This is a genomic window from Collinsella aerofaciens, from assembly GCF_040926185.1.
In the GTDB taxonomy this organism is placed as follows: domain Bacteria; phylum Actinomycetota; class Coriobacteriia; order Coriobacteriales; family Coriobacteriaceae; genus Collinsella; species Collinsella aerofaciens_BC.
In genome coordinates this window covers 1-16308 of sequence record NZ_JBCOIQ010000006.1, presented here as the reverse complement: position 1 = coordinate 16308, position 16308 = coordinate 1, and the positions used below count along the sequence as shown (strand labels likewise).

The following is a 16308-nucleotide window of genomic DNA, read 5'->3' as shown; positions in this document are numbered from 1 at the left end:
AATTTCGCGAGCAAAGGCCGCGGCAAGCGCGGCCTTGCAGGTTGGCGTAAACCTGGGCTAGAGAATGATCTCGCAGTCCGGCTCGGCGTCGGCCGTAAACTCAACAACGCGGTTGAGCACCTCGTCGAACTCAGCATCATCGGCCTCGAGCGTCAGCTTCTGGGTCATAAAGTTGACGGACACGGATTTGACGCCCTCGAGCTTGGCCAGCTCGTCCTGAAGCTCGCGCGCACAGTTGGCGCAATCGATCTCATCGAGCTTGTACTGCTTTTTCATGGTGGGTTCCTTTCCCGTTTTTGCGGCTTGGGTGCAGGCCGCGCTGGTACCGTGGTTGGTTGCTATTCGCAGATATGGCTCATGCCCTGGTTGAGCATGGTGTAGACGTGGTCGTCGGCGAGCGAGTAGAGGATATTGCGCCCGTCGCGCCGGAATTTAACCAGGTGCGACTGCTTGAGTGTGCGCAGCTGGTGCGACACCGCGGACTGCGAGGTTTCGGTCGCTTCGGCGATGTCTGCCACGCAGAGCTCGCGGCCCATGAGGGCGTAAAGGATCTTGATGCGCGTGGTGTCGCTGAAGACCTTGAACAGGTCGGCGAGGTCGTAGAGAAGCTCCTCGTCGGGAAGGTCCTCGGGCGAGCAGGTGGTGGGGATCGCGGGTTCGGTGGCCTCGATGTCGGGTTTCGTTTCATCAACGCGGATGCTCATTGCAATATCCTTTCATATGAACATGCGCTCATATAACTTGCTTTCGATTATATGAGTGTATGTTCATATGTCAATACAATTTGCGTTAATTTCGATGACTGCTTGCCGCCTCTGCGATTTTCTGTGGGTTGGGAGACATCGACGCAATGCTCGCCAACATATTTCGAGATGTTCGGCTAGCATGCTAAGAAAGCCACCTTGAGAAGCATTAGAACTGTTCATATTTGTACTTTATCGTGTCAAATACCGCGAGAATCAGTTCTTCCTCTACGGGAGTTCCTGCAGAATCAGTTTTATCTAAAGTTATATTGAGCATTGCTGCAGCCAATCTGGCACATCGGTGGCCGAATAAGTCGAAAAATGTAGGTGGACATCCGCAGAGATCGCCTTTAGAAGAGCGAATTCTCAATTAGATCAATAATCGTGTCGTCTTCCGTGCGGTTTTCATCGTTTTTTGCGAACATGTCGCATTCCCAAGCCCCATTGATTTCCTCAGCAAGGGCCCCGACGTGTTGCATGTCGTCGGGTTCGGGCACATCGTTGATGCTCGGGTCATCAGCTTGCGGATATTGGCTTGCAATTTCGCGCTTGGCGGCCTCTTCTTCTTTGAGTGTCTCCAGGACGCGGCGACCGTATTCGAAGTAGCGCCGCAAGACAAATTGACGAAGAGTTTCTTGCAGGATGGCGAAGTTATCCGGGAGTCGACCGGGCCATATCTTCTCGCGAATGCGAATCGCTTCCATGACCCGTTTAAAAGCGGACTGCTTGAAAAACGAATGACGATTAACTGTGATAACGGCATATCCCATGTTTCGCAGCGTGTTTCGGCGCTCCTCGTCAATTGATTGCTGCTCGGGTTCGTCGTGGTAAAAGCCGTTGTATTCGATATCGGTCATCGAATTTTCGAGCAGCGCGTCGAGGTAGAAAACCGTCCGTCGCGTTAGGGCGGCGTATCTTTTGGGGACTGGAATCGGATAATCCGTTTTGATAGCGCGTATGGCTAAGCCACCCATTGACTTGGGCATTGTCAGCATCATGACAAACGCCGTTTCGAGTGGGGAGCGACAGCCTTCGTGTACATAAGAAAGTGCCTTAAGTGCTTTATTAGATCCACGATACCCCGGTGCCTCTGAAAAGAAGGCTCTGAGCTCTTCAACGCTGGTTAGGGCTGGGCGCTCGCGATATTGAGTTTCGTCGGACGTTCCAAGCGCGTAGGAGCCGCAGATTTCAAAGTAATACTCAACGAGCTCCGAAAGGTTGAGGTCGGCTGTTGCTTCTAACGCGCACAGCTTGATATCGACGATGTAGACGTTCGGCTCGAGTTCTAGGTAGCTTTCTGCATCAAACGTATAGCGCGTGCAGTGGCAGATGCAGCCCTTGCGGTGCCTTTTGGCATTATTGGAAAACGTCAGCACATGGATACGTTCAGAATCGACATTCTTTCTGTTGAGCCATGCTCGTGCCGCTTCCAGGTCGGACGTGGTCGGCGCAGACACCCTGATCTTTTCCATAGGTATGGGACCGGTCGCGTAGCTTGCGAGCGAGTTGGCTGTTTGGTATACAGCGCGTGCCGTGGTATGTGACAGAATGATTCCCATACGCGCATGATGGCATAGCGGACGCCGCATACGCCCGAAACTTCGGGCAACGGTATTGGGGCGCGGCTTATCTTCTGCGAACGGTGGGTTTTTGAGCTGTCGTATTGAGGGAGCAGCTTTGGCTGGGGAGGTTTCTGCCGGCTGCCCCTTTTTGATGAACTTTAGTTGCGGATTCGTAGCTTCTAAGCGTTTTTGCCGACCGCTCAGATGCCTCACCAACATAATTTGAGTTATTCGGCCTTATCCTATACAAATGGTGCGATCGCAACGTCCTATTCGAATTGATTCAGGTAGATTTATGGGGCTTGGTTGCGAAATTAAGGCGATTTTAGCTTCGATTGCGGTTCAAGGGGCCTTGACTAGTGGTTCAGCTGGCCGAACAACTCGAAAAATGTAGGTGGGCCAACCTGCCGACTATGTGAAGCACGCGTATTTGCTCGTTTTGATGAAAACTAGGGTGCAGCCATAAGGCTGCGCCCTAGTTTACTGTGTGTCGGTGTGCCCAGGCGGATTGCGCTGTGCCTGGCAGGCGCTCCCGCAGATGGATCGGTTATTTCGCGAATAGGTTCTTGAGGTTGAACTCGGCCTGAACCGTGCGGAGCATGAGGTCGGTGTCGTCGAGGCCCAGGTGCTGCTCGTTGGCGTCGGCGGCGAGGGTGCCACGGCGGCGCGCCCAGTTCTCGAGCGCGGCGGGCGCGGACTCGCGGGGGAGCGAGCGGACGTCGGCATCCAGGCTGCGGCAGATCTGGCGCGAGTCGATGACGATGATCTTGCCGGCGCGGCGTGCCTCGGCGTAACCGTCCAGGTGGATCTTGAACCAACTGTCTTCGAACGCGGCGTTATGCGCCATGTACGGGTACTTCTTCATAAGTTTGAGCAGCTGCTTCTGCAGTTCCTTGTTCTCGCGGAATGGTTTTTTGCCGTCGATGTCGTCCCAGGTAATGTGATGGATGTTCGATAGCGGCACATCCTCGCCGCGGTAGATGTCGGGCAGGCCGCAGTAGTGTGCCTCGGCGTCATGCGGGACGGCGTCGCTGGTGAGCTCCATGATCTCCCAGCCCACGTTGATGATATAGCCGCGCTCGGGTGCACGGCCGGTGGTCTCGATGTCGATACCGAGCACGGTGCCCTGGATGGGCTTGCGGGCGTAGGCCACGCCGAGCGCGTCGCGGTCGCCGCGGATTTCGCGCATAACGGACGCGGCGGTGCGCTTTTGCATCTTGCCGATGGCGGCGCAGGTGTCGGCATCGGACAGGCCGCGCGAAAGCGTCGCGGGCGTCACGTTGCGCAGGCGCGCCTCGCCAATCTGGTCGCACAGGTCGCGGTTGCGGTCAGCCAGGTCGCGCACGGTGGCAAAGTCGAAGCTGGGGTCGCCCTCGGCGGTAAAGTACTCGGTTTCGAGCACCTTAAGGGCCTCCTCGCCCTTCTGGCGCTCGGACTCCATGGCGCCGTGATCGCCATAGATAAACATGGGAATAAACGGCTGGCGCTCGTATTCGAGTGCTTGTGAAACGTTCATATAACTGCTCCTTGGACGGGCCGTGTCGCGCGGCTCGGTGGCATTGAGTTATGGCGAGATGATAGTTTACCATGGGCAACTATTGGCATCGCGCCTAGGACAACTACAATACCCTAGTTGACCGCTAGGACTTTTACAATGCTGCCGAAAGACATGAAAGGTTCCATCCGTCATGGATTTGCTGATTGATATTCTGCTCGACGCCGGCAAGGACACGCTCTCGCTGGCGCCGTTTTTGTTGGTGACGTATCTTGCTCTCGAGACACTTGAGCACGTTGCGGGCGACCGCGTCAACGGCGCTATCAAGCGCGCCGGCGCTGCGGGTCCCGTGGCTGGCTCGCTGCTGGGCATTGTGCCGCAGTGCGGATTTTCGGCCATGGCAGCAACGCTGTACGCCGGCCGTGTCGTGACGCTGGGCACGCTGGTCGCCGTGTTCCTCTCGACCTCCGATGAGATGCTGCCGCTGTTGCTCGCCGAGCAGGTGCCCGTGCAGACCATGGCGATGCTTTTGGCTTCGAAGGCACTGATCGCGCTGGTCACGGGCTTTATCGTGGACGCGGCTATCCGCGGCCTTCGTCGTAATTCCCGCGCGCATGCGGCGATTCGCCGTACCGTGCTGGGGACCGCTGCCAATCCGGCTCATGTGAACTGCGCGCACGACGACCATACCGGGGGCGACATCATTGATGAAGTGGCCGAGGCGGGCGTGAGCGCCGACCACATCCACGAGTTGTGCGAGCGCGACCATTGCGGTTGCGATGATGATGAAGATGAACACGAGCGCGACCACGGACACAGCCATGACCACGGTCACGCAGGCGAGCATGAGCACCACCACGGCCATGGGCACGACCACGGTCACTCCCACGAAGGTGCGCCCGTCCTGTCGATTATCCGCAGCGCGATCTCGCACACCGTGCAGGTTTCGGTTTTTATTTTCCTGGTGACGCTGATTCTAGTTGCCGTGCTCGAGACCTTCGGAGAGTCCGCGATCGAGCAGTTCCTGCGTGGCAACGAGACGCTCGCCGTCTTGGGCTCGGCACTCGTCGGCCTGATCCCCAACTGCTCGGCCAGCGTGGTCATTACGCAGCTGTACCTGGAGGGCGCGCTACAGCTGGCGCCGATGCTCGCCGGCACGCTCATTTCCGCCGGCGTGGGCTATCTTGTCCTGTTCCGCACCAACCGCAGCGCTCGTGAAAACGCCGTGTTCCTGGTCATGATGTACGTCATCGGCGCCGGCTGGGGCCTTATCCTATCCGCCTTCGGCCTCTAAGTAGGCCTAAAAAATGGGCTTCAAATAGCCATGCTCGGCGCCTGCGCAATGCGGCGACGCATGGCATTTTGAAGCCCGTTTTTTGTTGAGCCATGGATTCCGAGCGCTCACACCGCGCAAAACAAAAAGGTAGATTTCCGGGCATGTCCCGAAAATCTACCTTGGTTAGCGCAGCAGCTCGGTGAGGTTGCGCTTAAAGCGGGCCCGGTCTTCGCTGGTAAATGCCGCCGGACCGCGAGTGCGACCGCCGGCGCGGCGCACCTTCTTTTCCTCGTGGCGAATAAACAGTTGCATGTCGATGGTCGCCTTATCGTAGACGCGCCCGCGCACGCCGATGGCGGCGGCATCGCGCCCGAGCACCATGCTCGCCAAGCCAATGTCCTGCGTCACGACTACATCGCCCGCCTGCAGGCGTTCGACAATGGCAAAGTCGGCGCTGTCGGCGCCCACGCTCACATCGAGCGTCGTGACCCAAAATCCGCGTCGCGCATGCTCGACGTCGCGCGGATCGTCGCGGCGAATGTGGCGTTCCAGGTTCTGTGTGCTGTTGCCGGCGATAACGACGGCGACGCCCGCCCGCCGCGCGCAGTCAATCGACTCGCGCGTGACCGGGCAGGCGTCTGCATCAATAAAGAGCGTTCGCGGCATCTAGTGCACCAGTTTGCCAAATTGAATAGCGCGAACAATCAGCGTTACGCCAAACACCAGCAGTGCGGCGCCGCTAAAGATGACGAGCATCTTGGCCGACCACAGCGGATAGATAAACACGAACATGCCGGCGATGATGGAGAGCGCGCCGCTCAGGATGGCGAGGGCACGGTTGGACGAAAGCTCGGACTCCAGAATGGACATGACACCTTCGACGATCCAGCCAAAGCCGGCCACGATAACCACCATCGTGGTGAGCGTCGCGGTCGAGAAGGCCTGGTTGCGCAGGATTATGACGCCGCCCAAGATAATGAGTAGGTTGGAGATGATGCTCGTCACGCGCCAGCCGGTGGGCAGCAGTGGCTCGAAAACAGCGGTAAACAGCCTGATCGCGGCCGTGATCACAAAGTAGAAGCCCAAGACGGTCGTTAGGAAGACGAGGGACTTGGCGGGCGCAAACAGCAGTGCGATGCCGGCGACGAGCGCCAAGACGCCCGTGATGGCGTAAATCCAGCGCACGGCCTTGACGGCCTTGCCTGCCATGCTTTTCTCGTCAAATCCAAACTGGCTCGATTTTTGGTCATCGTTCTTAAAGATGCCCATAATGTCTCCTTTCCGTGCGGCGTAAGCCTTAATCGTTACAACCAGTATCGCCTAAAGGCGCTGGCGTATGGGTCGGGGAGGGCGAAACGTAACCCAAAGGCCCCGAATTGTTTCCGTTGTTCCCCACGTCGCGATTTTCTATTCAACAGGTGTAGAACATTGCAGCCCTGTTCGTTATTGCCTACGTTTTAGGTTAGATTTTCCTAAGAACAATTGCCCGAAATTGGGGGTCCCTATGAACGAAGCAGTTCCCGCAGCGCCGGTAAGCGCTGAGTCGATGGCAAAGCAGGGTTGCGAAAAGCTCGGCTTGGACGCGTTTGATGCGTTGGTTCGCTGCGCCCGCACGTGCCGTCGCTTTGACGAGTCCATGCGCGTGCCGCGTGAGCTTTTGCTTGAGCTGGCGGAGCTGGCGCACCTGACTCCCTGTGGTGCCAATGCTCAGCGTCTGCGTTTTCATGTGGTAAGCGGTGCAGAGGACTGCGCGCGTGTATTTGACGAGCTTGCATGGGCCGGTGCGCTCAAGGATTGGCCGGGTCCCGATGAGGGCGAGCGCCCGACCGGCTACATCGCGATTCTTGCCGAGCGCGCCGTTCCGGGTAAGCCCGCCGCTCCTATTACTGAGGTCGACACGGGCATTGCCGCGCAGACGATGATGCTCGCCGCCCGCAGCGCCACGCCCGAGGTGGCTGCCTGCATGTTCAAGGCCTTTACGCCCCACGCGATCGATGCCATGGGGCTCGATAGCGACAAGTATGAGCTCAAGCTGATCATGGCGTTTGGCGTTCCGGCCGAGACGCAGGTGATCGATGCGATCGATTCCAACCCCGACGGCTCAATTAATTACTGGCGCGACGAGGCGCAGGTGCACCACGTACCCAAGCGCCCGCTTGCCGACGTACTGGTGTAGCTGAGCGTCACCGCGGTGTGATCCGGCGGTAAACCACCACAAAGGTACCTGTCCCCTTTGCGGTGGTGCGAGGGGAGGACGTGTGGCAGATTTGTATTTGGTGCGGCATGGGCAGACTGAGCTCAATGTGCAGAACATTTTGCAGGGTGGGCACGATTCGCCGCTTACGGCGCGCGGGCGCGAGCAGGCGCTGGCGACGCGCGCGGCGTTTGAGGCGCGTGGCGTGACCTTTGACCGTGTGTATTCCTCGCCGTTGGGCCGGGCGCGGCATACGGCTGAGCTAATTGCTGGTGAGGGCCGCTCGATAGAGCTGGTCGATGACCTGCGCGAGTGGCATTTGGGCTCGCTGGAGGGTACATCAAATCGCGAGATGCCGCCGCAGCCCTGGGGTGATTATCCGGTGGCCTTTGGTGGCGAGTCTGAAGGCGAGCTCCAGTCGCGCATGGTCGCGGCGCTGTCCCACATCATGGCCAGGCCGCAGCACGACTGTGTGCTGGCAGTCTCCCACGGCTCTTCCTGCCAGGAGTTTCTTGAGTATGTGACTGGCAGGGGAGAGCTACCCGACAACGGTGCCGTGCTTCATTTTGGCTATTGCGACGGTGCGTTTTCGCTCCTTGATTGGTAACGAACGAAAGGACCCCTATGAATAAAGACCTGTATCTGGTTCGTCATGGGCAGACAATATTCAACCTTAAGCGCATTATTCAGGGTTGGAGTGACTCGCCGCTCACGCAGCTGGGATGCGACCAGGCGGCGCGTGCCGGCATGTTCTTACGTGCGCGCGGCATTGAACCCGATCATGCCTACACCTCCACACTTCATCGCACCGAGCAGACTATCGCCAACCTGTGGCCGGGCTTGGCGTACGAGCGCCTGGACGGTCTGCGTGAGTGGTTCTTTGGCGACTTTGAGGCCGAGCGCGTGATGCTTATGCCCGAGCGCCCGTGGCGAGATTTCTATCGTCAGTTTGGCGGCGAGGGCCAGATGCAGGTGCGCGAGCGCATGGCGGCGACGATAACCGATCTTATGCGACGTCCGGACCACGAGTGCGTGCTCGCGGTGAGCCACGGTTCGGCTATCAAGGAGTTTTTGGACCACGTGCGGGGCGCGGCGGCCGACGAGCGCGAACGCGTGCCGGGCAACTGCTCAGTGCTGCATTTTGCGTTTGACGATGCGGCCGATACGTTTGAACTGGTCGAAGTCTTTACGCAGGAAGACTACGCGCGCGAGCTGGGGCTTGAACCGCTCGTGGCTACTGCGGGTCCGCAGCGCGGATAACGCGAGCGCGGCGGCACGGGTCGTCGGCATAACTTCTCGACGCAAAAGGGGCGGAGATGCATGTACCTGCTGCATCTCCGCCCCCTGTTTGTTGGGCTGCCGATTTTTGTGCTGGACGGTCTGGTCTTGCTAGAACCGCGCGACCTGGTGCGTGAGCAGACCCGTCGGAACCTGCGCCGCGCCGCCGCTGACCTGCGCGGCGGGGAAGAGCGCAGCTACGGCAAAGTTGAACGGCTCTTTGCCCGTGTAGGTGCCGGCGGCACGTGCATCGTCGGCCAGGAGCTGTGATGCCTCGACTAGTGCGACAGCGTAGGCAGGGTCGTCGGCCAGTGCCGGCTCCGGCGCCTGGTCGAGCATGGCGCGGATGGCCCCGACGGCGTCCTCGCGCTTGACCTCCCACACGCGGTGCGTAATGCCGGCGGGGTCGGTGACGGCATAGAGTGAAGCGCCCTCTTTTGCGGCGCCGAGGATGATATCCATGACGGGAGAGGCTTCGTAGACAAGCGTTACGGGACGGGGCTGTACCTTGAGGTCGGCGATTGCGCGCGCAGCGGCGGTCGTATCGGCGGCAACCGCGTCGCCGCCCGCCAGCGCACCAACCGGGCAGATCGCCACGACACCCGTCACACGTCCCGGCTCGCCCGAGCATTCGTACACGTAATACGCCGCACCCGGGTCCTTGAGCATCAGACCATCGGCAAGGGCTCCGCGCAGAGCATCGTTGCCGCTCAGGATGCTGCCCATTGCAGGCAGCGCCTCGAGCACGCGGTCCTGAGCCGGGCGGATGCAGGGAAACGGAAGTGCTTTCATGGGCGGTCCTAACGCACGAGTCGGTTTGTTCGCGGCTTATTATGCCCCAACTTGGCCGCTCGCGTCCCAGAGCACGTTATCGGCGAGCGCGATTAGCACCTGCTGACAACGAACGATATCGGCGTGGGGCACATATTCGTTGGGCTTGTGCGCGAGCGCGAGCGACCCGGGACCGTAGCTCATGCAATTGCGGTTACCTGTCTTGCCGGCAATGACGGCGGTGTCGGTGTAGCCGGTAAAGAAGCCGACGGTCGTGTCCGCGTCCGTCACGTCATCGGCGGCACGCTTGAGCGCTGCTAGAAGGGGAGAGTTCGGGTCGCGCTCGATGGCGGGGCGGTCGCCCGTTACGGTGTAGCTGCCATGGCAACCGGGAACGGCGGCTTCGGCGACGGCGATGGCCTGCTCTACCATGCGCGTCGCGGCGGCCGTATCGGTCGGCGGGGTCAGGCGCATGTCGACCCAGACTTTGGCGCGGTCGGGTACGACGTAGGGGCGATATCCGCCCTCGATTTGGCCAAACGTGATGGTCGAAGGCCCCAGCTCATCGTGCGCGGGCAGCGCCATAAACGCGCGACGGAGCGAACACACGACCTCGGCCATGGCAGCGACGGCATCCGCGCCCTTCCAGGGCTGGCTCGCATGCGCCGTCACGCCAGTCATTTCAATCTCGAACCACGTACGCCCCTTGTGCGCCACCTGGATCTGTCCGTCGGTGGCCTCGGTGTCCAGCACCCATTCACGCGAGCCGACCCAGCCAGCATCGATCGTGGCCTCTGAGCCGCGCATAAAGTCCTCCTCGTCGACCGAGCAAATGAGTGAGAAGCCACGGCGGGGCAGCTTGCCTTCTGCCGCCACGCGCTCGAGCGTATGGACCAGTGCGGCAATGGCGCAGGCCAGGCCACCCTTCATATCGCAGGCACCGCGGCCATAGAGTTTATCGTTGCGCACGATCGCTCCGAGCGGCGGAATGTCCGCGTCCCAGCCATCGCCCAGTGTAACGGTATCCATATGGCAGATATAGACGAGCCGTGGCTCGTCGCTCAGTCCCGGCACGGTGACCATAAGGTTGCGGCGCCCGGGCAGCACCTCGAGTTCCTCAACCTGCACGGCATCGAGTACCGGATGGCTCAGCTGCGCCAACCGTTCCTCAACCAACGCTTTGATATAGCGTTCAATCTCGCCCTCATACGCACCTGGGTCGGAACTGTCGATCCGCACGAGCCCTTGCGTAAGCCGCCAGGCAAAATCTGTATCAACCATAGGCACCTCACAGATAGTTAGGTCAACATACAGATTGTATGCCAAGAAGCGGCTCGGTGCATTTAATGGAGCGCTCACAAAAACGGGGGCGCCTCTCGTGCGAAAGGCACCCCCGCGGGCATTCAATGTCAGTGACGGGCAGGCCACATGGGGAGCTGCCCGTCAGGTCAGTCGGCGCTACTTGATCACGCGCACGCGATACATCGACGGAATCTGCTTGAGCGCCTCGATGGTGCTGCTGTCCAGGTGCTCATCGGTGTCGAACATGGTGTAGGCGTTCTCGCCGGCGGACTCGTTGGTCATACGCTGCACGTTGGCGTTGTCTTTGGCCAGGATTGCCGTGATCTGGCCGATCATGTTGGGCACGTTGGCGTGCAGGCAGGCGATGCGGCTTGCGGCGCGCGCCTTGCCCATGCTGCAGGCAGGATAGTTGACGCTGTGCGCGATATTGCCGTTCTCCAGGTAATCCTTGAGCTCGCTGATGGCCATGTCGGCGCAGTTGGCCTCGGCTTCGCCGGTGCCGGCGCCCGAGTGCGTGGTGATAAACGTATTGGGCATCTTGACCGTCTTGGGCGTGGCGAAGTCGCAGCTAAACCAGCTGAGCTTGCCCTCGCGCAGGGCGGCGTCGACGGCGTCCTCGTCAATGATGGTTTCGCGTGCGTAGTTGATGAGCACGGCGTCGGGTGCCAGCAGGTTAATCTGCTCGGTGCTGATCATGCCGATGGTGTCGGCCTTGCTGGGCACGTGCACCGTGAGGTAATCGCAGCCGCGGCAGAGATCCTCGAGCGTGCCCACGCGCTGCACCTCGCGGCTCAGCACCCACGCGTGCTCGACGGAAATGAACGGATCGTAGCCGTAGACGTCCATGCCCAGGTCGACGCAGGCGTTGGCGACCTTGGAGCCTACGTTGCCCAGACCGATGACACCGATGCGCTTGCCCTTGAGCTCGCGGCCCACAAAGGCCTTCTTGGCCTTTTCGGCATCGACCTGAATCTCGGGGTCGTCGGCGTTGTCACGCACCCAGTTCATTGATTGCACCACGCCGCGGCTCGAGAGCACCAGCATGCCTAGGACGAGCTCCTTAACGGCGTTGCTGTTGGCGCCGGGGGAGTTAAAGACGACGACGCCCTTCTTGGCGTACTCCTCGACGGGGATGTTGTTGACGCCGGCGCCGCAGCGGGCGATGGCGCGGATGCCCTCGGGCAGCTCGTAGCCGTGCAGGTCGGTCGAGCGCATCAGAATGGCGTCGGCCTCTTCGGCGGCGCTCACAAACTCGTAGCCCTCACCAAACTCGACCTTGCCGTCCTTGGTAATGTCATCGATGGTTTTAATCTTGCGCATGGAAAACTCCTTAGCAGGTTTTGATCTATACAGGGTGGTCTGAGATGGCTGATCGGCCCGCGCGTTGCGGGCTAGTTAGATCGCGGGCTCAAACTAAGCTGCGCTTCGAAGTCCTTCATGTACGAGGCCAGTGCCTGCACATCTTCCATGGTTACGGCGTTGTAGACGCTAGCGCGCATGCCGCCCACCAGGCGATGGCCCTTGACGTTTTGAATCTGGTGTTCGGCCGCGCCTGCGACAAAGGCCGCGTCGAGTTTGGCGTCGCCGGTGCGGAAGGTGACGTTGGCGATGGAGCGGCTGTCGGCCTGTGTGGTGCCATGGAACAGCACGCTGTGCTCGAGCAGGTCGTAGAGCAGGTTGGCCTTGGCCCAGTTGCGCTCGGCCATGGCGGCAAGTCCGCCGGTCTGCTCAACCCAACGGAACACCTTGCCGCACACGTAGATGCCAAAGGTGTTGGGCGTGTTGAGCATGGAACCCTTGGCGGCCTGGGTCTTAAGGTCCAGGTACTGCGGCGTCTGCGCAAAGGCGGGGCCATCTGCGATGAGGTCGTCGCGCACGATGGCCACGGTCACGCCCGCGGCGCCGGCGTTTTTCTGCGCTCCGGCGTAAATGAGCCCGTAGCGCTCAACATCGAGCGGCTGCGACAGAAAGCAGCTCGAGACATCTGCGACCAGCGGTACGTCGCCGCAAGCGGGCAGCTCGTGGTACATGGTGCCAAAGATGGTGTTGTTCTGGCAGATGTAAACGTAGTCGAGCCCGTCGCTCGCGGCCTCGGCGGCAATGCGCGCGTTGATGTCGGCCATGTCGGGGATGCGGTCGAAGTTGGTGTCCTCGGAGCTCGCGAGCAGCACGGCCTCGCCGTACTTGGCGGCCTCCTTGTATGCCTTGTTGGCAAAGTTGCCGGTCACGATGTAGCCGGCGCGGCCGCGGCGCATGAGGTTCATGGGGATGCCCGCAAACTGCAGCGTGGCGCCGCCCTGCAAAAACAGGACACGGTAGTTGTCGGGGATGCTCAGCAGGCGACGCAGGGTTGCCTCGGCGTCGTCGATGATCTGCTGGTACATGCTAGATCGATGGCTCATCTCGAGCACGGACATGCCGCAACCGCGGTAGTCCATCATCTCGTCGGCGATCTCGGCGAGCACGCTTGTGGGCAGCGCTGCCGGGCCAGCTGAGAAGTTGTGCACACGTGCCATCTTCTAGTTCCCCCTTGTAGTCGTTTGGACGTTCGGGTTACTTTAGCACAGTGGAGCGCCAGGCGCGACCGCATCACGGTAAAACTCGAGTGCGTCGCTATGATTTACAGGATGGTTACATGGGGGAGGGGTGCTTTACTCCTCAGGCAAATCCAAATCGGCGAGCGAAGACATGAGGTTCCTAGGCGCTTGATCTCTTCGTCCTAAAGTAGCTACCTCCTAGTCACTACGATGCTAGCGTGGCGATGACGGCTTCGTCGCCGGCGTATATTAGGGTGTTGCCGTCGGGGATGATCGTTTGGCCTTCGCGCTTGAGCATCACCACAATAAACGGATGTTTGCCTTGCGGCACATCGCACAGGCGCTGGCCGGCCAGGCGACCGTGGGGAGTCACGGTGACCTCGCGCAGCGTAACTTCGGTACGCTCTTCAAACGTCGGCGCGGCCATCACCAGCAGATCGCCTTCCTGGATCACGGTGTCGCCATTGGGCAGTACCGGGTGCGCCCCGTCGCGCAGCACCAGGACCACGAGCATATTTGTGGCGCTGCCAATGTCCGCGAGCGAGCGTCCGGCAAACGGATGTCCAGCGCACACCTTGAGCTTTACAAACGACATGCCGTCCTCGTCGCGGTAGTCGTTAAAGGTGCGGCGCACGTCGCCGGTCGCATCGATCATATCGAGCTTCTTCGCCACCGCCGGCAGCAGCGAGCCCTGCACCACAATGCTCGACACGGCAATCACAAACACCAGGTCAAACAGGTCGTGTCCGCCGGGAACGCCGGCCACCACGGCAAAGAGGCTAAACACGACCGAAGCTGCTCCGCGCAGGCCCGCCCAGCTTACGAGCGCGACCTGGCGGGGGTTCGTCTTAAAGGGCGCTAGGAGCACGCCGACGGCGATGGGGCGGCTCACGTAGAGCATAAACGCCATGAGCGCCAGGCCCGGCAGCAGCATCTGTGGTAGGCGTGCGGGCGTGACGAGCAGGCCGAGCAAGAAGAAGATCGTCATCTCGGCCATCTCGGTGAGGGTGTCAAAGAAGTGCGCCATCTCGACCTTGCCGGTGATGTCGCTCGCACCCAGCACAATGCCGGCCAGGTATACGGCCAAAAAGCCGTTGCCGCCCAGATAGCTTGGTAGCGCGTAGGCGACGATCGCCACGGCGAACAAGAAGATGGTCTGCGCGCCCTCGGCCGTTGCGTGCGCGCGTTCAATCAGACGGCCCGCCGCCCAGCCGATGGCAAGGCCCAGGCCCGCGCCCAGGATAATCTGCTTGGCCAGCAGTGCGGGAATGTTGATGTCGCCGCCGGCCGCGAGTGCGGCGAGCACGGCGGTGAGCATGTAGGCGACGGGGTCGTTGGAGCCCGATTCGACCTCGAGCAGCGAGTCGGTGCCGCCCTTCAGCGAAAGGTTGTGCTCGCGCAGCACGCTAAAGACGCTGGCCGCGTCGGTGGATGCCACGACCGATCCCAACAGCAGGCCGTCGATCCAGTCGAACCCCAGCGCGAAGTAGGCGAACACGCCGGTGATGCCGGCAGTGATGACGACGCCGAGCGTGCTCAGCAGCACCGCCGGCACAGCGACGGGTTTGGCACGGTCGATATTGGTGTTAAAGCCGCCGTAGAACATGATGAACAGCAGCGCCGTGCTGCAGACGGTTTCGGTGAGCGCATAGTCGCTAAAGTCGATATGCGCCGGGCCGTTGACGCCCAACAGCATGCCGAGCGCGATAAAGATGAGCAGGGTGGGGAAGGGGAGCTTTTTGCCGACGGGTTTGATGGTCAGACACAGAATGATGACGAGGCCGGTAAAGAGAAGGATCTGGTTCATGGATGGTGTCCGCTCCTGGTTGGTTGGCGTGGCACGGTCAGTTGCCTGCGGTTATTTGTACCCAAAGATGGTGGGTTTATAGGGTTGGATTGCGGGCGTGCGCGATATCGTCATAGACGGCTGCCGTCTTTGCCTCTGCTCGGAAACCCTTTCCAGCTTTATTGCAACGGAGTACAATGGGTAACGTTTAAGTTCAACTTGAAGTTTTAGTTGCGGCGCCGGGCTTCGGCCGCAATGCAAGGAGAGGCGTACCATGGCGATCTATGTGACATCTGATGCTCACGGGCACGTGCGTGCGCTTGACGAAGCCCTGTCTAAGATCTCGTTGACGTCCGACGACACGCTGTACGTGCTGGGCGACATGATCGATCGCGGGCCCGATCCGGTCGGCGTTATTAAGCTCGTGCGCTCGCTGCCCAACGCCCACGTGCTCAAGGGTAATCACGAGCAGATCATGCTCGATGCCATCATTGGCCAGGATCCGCTCGATGCCGAGACCTGGGATATCAACGGTGGTTGGACGACGCGCGAGCAGCTCAACGACATGGAATTTGAGGCATACGAGGAGCTCGTGCGATGGATGGCCGCGCTGCCGCTCTACGCAGTGGTCGAGACCGAGGAGCGCCCGTATCTGCTGGTACATGCTGGAATCGAGATGAAGGCGGCGCGCGCGTTTTTGCTTGAGCATGGCGTCGATTGTGCCGATGGCGTTGGAGCGGTGGGTGCCGATCGCGAGCTGCTGCAGCAGATGCTCGCGGTGCAGTCGTCCGATGACCTGCTGTGGATTCGTCATGGCTATTGGGATGCGTCGACCGGGCTGCTTTCTGCCGAGGGCAAGGGCCCGGTCGTGGTGAGCGGTCACACGCCCACGGTATCGCTTGGGCGCTATTGCGAGGTCGGTGGTCTGGCGGGGCTCGATGAGGAATCGGGACGCGGGCAGATCGTGCGCTTGGGCGGCGAGGACACTGCTGGTGTGCCCGATCGCATCGACATCGACTGCGCCGCCGCCACCGGCTCCGAGTTCGGCCGCGTGGGCATCCTGCGCCTGGACGACGGGGCCGAGTTCTACGCGAACATCAACCCGGGCGAATAACCTTGTTCCGCCGATCTACCGTAGCTAATTTGGGACGGGGCTTTTTTGACTATTTTTGCCCTTCTGCCCGCAAATTGATTTTTCAGGGACGGGGATTAGATAATCATTTGGCTGCACGCTGGCTAAGTGAGTAGACTTTTTTGGAAATGCCGAGCACCCAACATATTTGCCTCAATAAAACCGACGCTCCTATAAGTTGTCAATAGGCAGTTTGCGGGAGCGCTCCCTTCAATTCGCACAGGAGCTCGTA

At 60.3% G+C, this 16308-nt stretch carries 16 protein-coding genes; 5 read left to right on the top strand and 11 right to left on the bottom strand.

Going from position 1 to position 16308, the window contains the following annotated elements; translation table 11 throughout:
• Positions 1-57 precede the first annotated feature (57 nt).
• From AB5750_RS04140 to AB5750_RS04125, 4 genes are all read right to left on the bottom strand, one after another.
• Positions 58-276 (bottom strand): cation transporter, encoded by a 219-nt coding sequence (locus AB5750_RS04140; protein ID WP_022095001.1) that lies wholly within the window; start codon positions 274-276, stop codon positions 58-60.
• Between the two features lie 62 nt (positions 277-338).
• Positions 339-704 carry an ArsR/SmtB family transcription factor gene (locus AB5750_RS04135; RefSeq protein WP_055285819.1) on the bottom strand — a complete coding sequence of 122 codons (366 nt, stop codon included), beginning with the start codon at positions 702-704 and terminating at the stop codon, positions 339-341.
• Between the two features lie 389 nt (positions 705-1093).
• Entirely contained in the window at positions 1094-2215 is a 1122-nt protein-coding gene (locus AB5750_RS04130) for a putative endonuclease domain-containing protein (protein WP_368145491.1), read from the bottom strand.
• Positions 2216-2852: 637 nt separating this feature from the next.
• Entirely contained in the window at positions 2853-3821 is a 969-nt protein-coding gene (locus AB5750_RS04125; RefSeq protein ID WP_006235437.1) for a 3'-5' exonuclease, read from the bottom strand.
• 172 nt (positions 3822-3993) lie between these two features.
• On the opposite strand from AB5750_RS04125, the gene AB5750_RS04120 reads away from it, so the two are divergent.
• On the top strand, positions 3994-5094 hold the full coding sequence (locus AB5750_RS04120) for a putative manganese transporter (RefSeq protein WP_117746719.1): 1101 nt from the start codon (positions 3994-3996) through the stop codon (positions 5092-5094).
• Between the two features lie 165 nt (positions 5095-5259).
• Here the strand turns inward: AB5750_RS04120 and AB5750_RS04115 are convergent, their stop codons facing one another.
• Together AB5750_RS04115 and AB5750_RS04110 are read right to left on the bottom strand one after the other, a co-directional pair.
• Complete coding sequence (locus AB5750_RS04115) at positions 5260-5742, bottom strand: YaiI/YqxD family protein (RefSeq protein WP_055310731.1); 483 nt, start codon at positions 5740-5742, stop codon at positions 5260-5262.
• Complete coding sequence (locus AB5750_RS04110; RefSeq protein WP_035137275.1) at positions 5743-6345, bottom strand: HdeD family acid-resistance protein; 603 nt, start codon at positions 6343-6345, stop codon at positions 5743-5745.
• Between the two features lie 235 nt (positions 6346-6580).
• Between AB5750_RS04110 and AB5750_RS04105 the strand changes: the two genes are divergently transcribed.
• From AB5750_RS04105 to AB5750_RS04095, 3 genes are all read left to right on the top strand, one after another.
• Entirely contained in the window at positions 6581-7252 is a 672-nt protein-coding gene (locus AB5750_RS04105) for a nitroreductase family protein (protein ID WP_195235055.1), read from the top strand.
• 82 nt (positions 7253-7334) lie between these two features.
• Entirely contained in the window at positions 7335-7877 is a 543-nt protein-coding gene (locus AB5750_RS04100) for a histidine phosphatase family protein (RefSeq protein ID WP_022095009.1), read from the top strand.
• Between the two features lie 17 nt (positions 7878-7894).
• Positions 7895-8530, top strand: a complete 636-nt coding sequence (locus AB5750_RS04095; protein ID WP_138374914.1) for a histidine phosphatase family protein — start codon at positions 7895-7897, stop codon at positions 8528-8530.
• Between the two features lie 129 nt (positions 8531-8659).
• Here the strand turns inward: AB5750_RS04095 and AB5750_RS04090 are convergent, their stop codons facing one another.
• From AB5750_RS04090 to AB5750_RS04070, 5 genes are all read right to left on the bottom strand, one after another.
• A complete protein-coding gene (locus AB5750_RS04090; RefSeq protein ID WP_195235056.1) occupies positions 8660-9340 on the bottom strand; it encodes a DUF1015 family protein in 681 nt (226 codons plus the stop codon).
• A gap of 39 nt (positions 9341-9379) precedes the next feature.
• A complete protein-coding gene (locus AB5750_RS04085; RefSeq protein ID WP_368146236.1) occupies positions 9380-10600 on the bottom strand; it encodes a M20 family metallopeptidase in 1221 nt (406 codons plus the stop codon).
• A 177-nt stretch (positions 10601-10777) separates the two neighbouring features.
• The gene (locus AB5750_RS04080; protein ID WP_368146234.1) at positions 10778-11941 is read right to left on the bottom strand and encodes a phosphoglycerate dehydrogenase; all 1164 of its coding nucleotides are present in this window, start codon (positions 11939-11941) and stop codon (positions 10778-10780) included.
• Between the two features lie 71 nt (positions 11942-12012).
• Complete coding sequence (gene serC / locus AB5750_RS04075) at positions 12013-13137, bottom strand: 3-phosphoserine/phosphohydroxythreonine transaminase (RefSeq protein WP_368146232.1); 1125 nt, start codon at positions 13135-13137, stop codon at positions 12013-12015.
• 226 nt (positions 13138-13363) lie between these two features.
• On the bottom strand, positions 13364-14965 hold the full coding sequence (locus AB5750_RS04070) for a potassium/proton antiporter (protein WP_368146230.1): 1602 nt from the start codon (positions 14963-14965) through the stop codon (positions 13364-13366).
• Between the two features lie 253 nt (positions 14966-15218).
• Here AB5750_RS04070 and AB5750_RS04065 point away from each other — a divergent pair, with 253 nt between their 5' ends.
• Positions 15219-16058, top strand: coding sequence for a metallophosphoesterase family protein (locus AB5750_RS04065; RefSeq protein WP_035137261.1), 840 nt, complete (start codon positions 15219-15221; stop codon positions 16056-16058).
• Positions 16059-16308 lie beyond the last annotated feature (250 nt).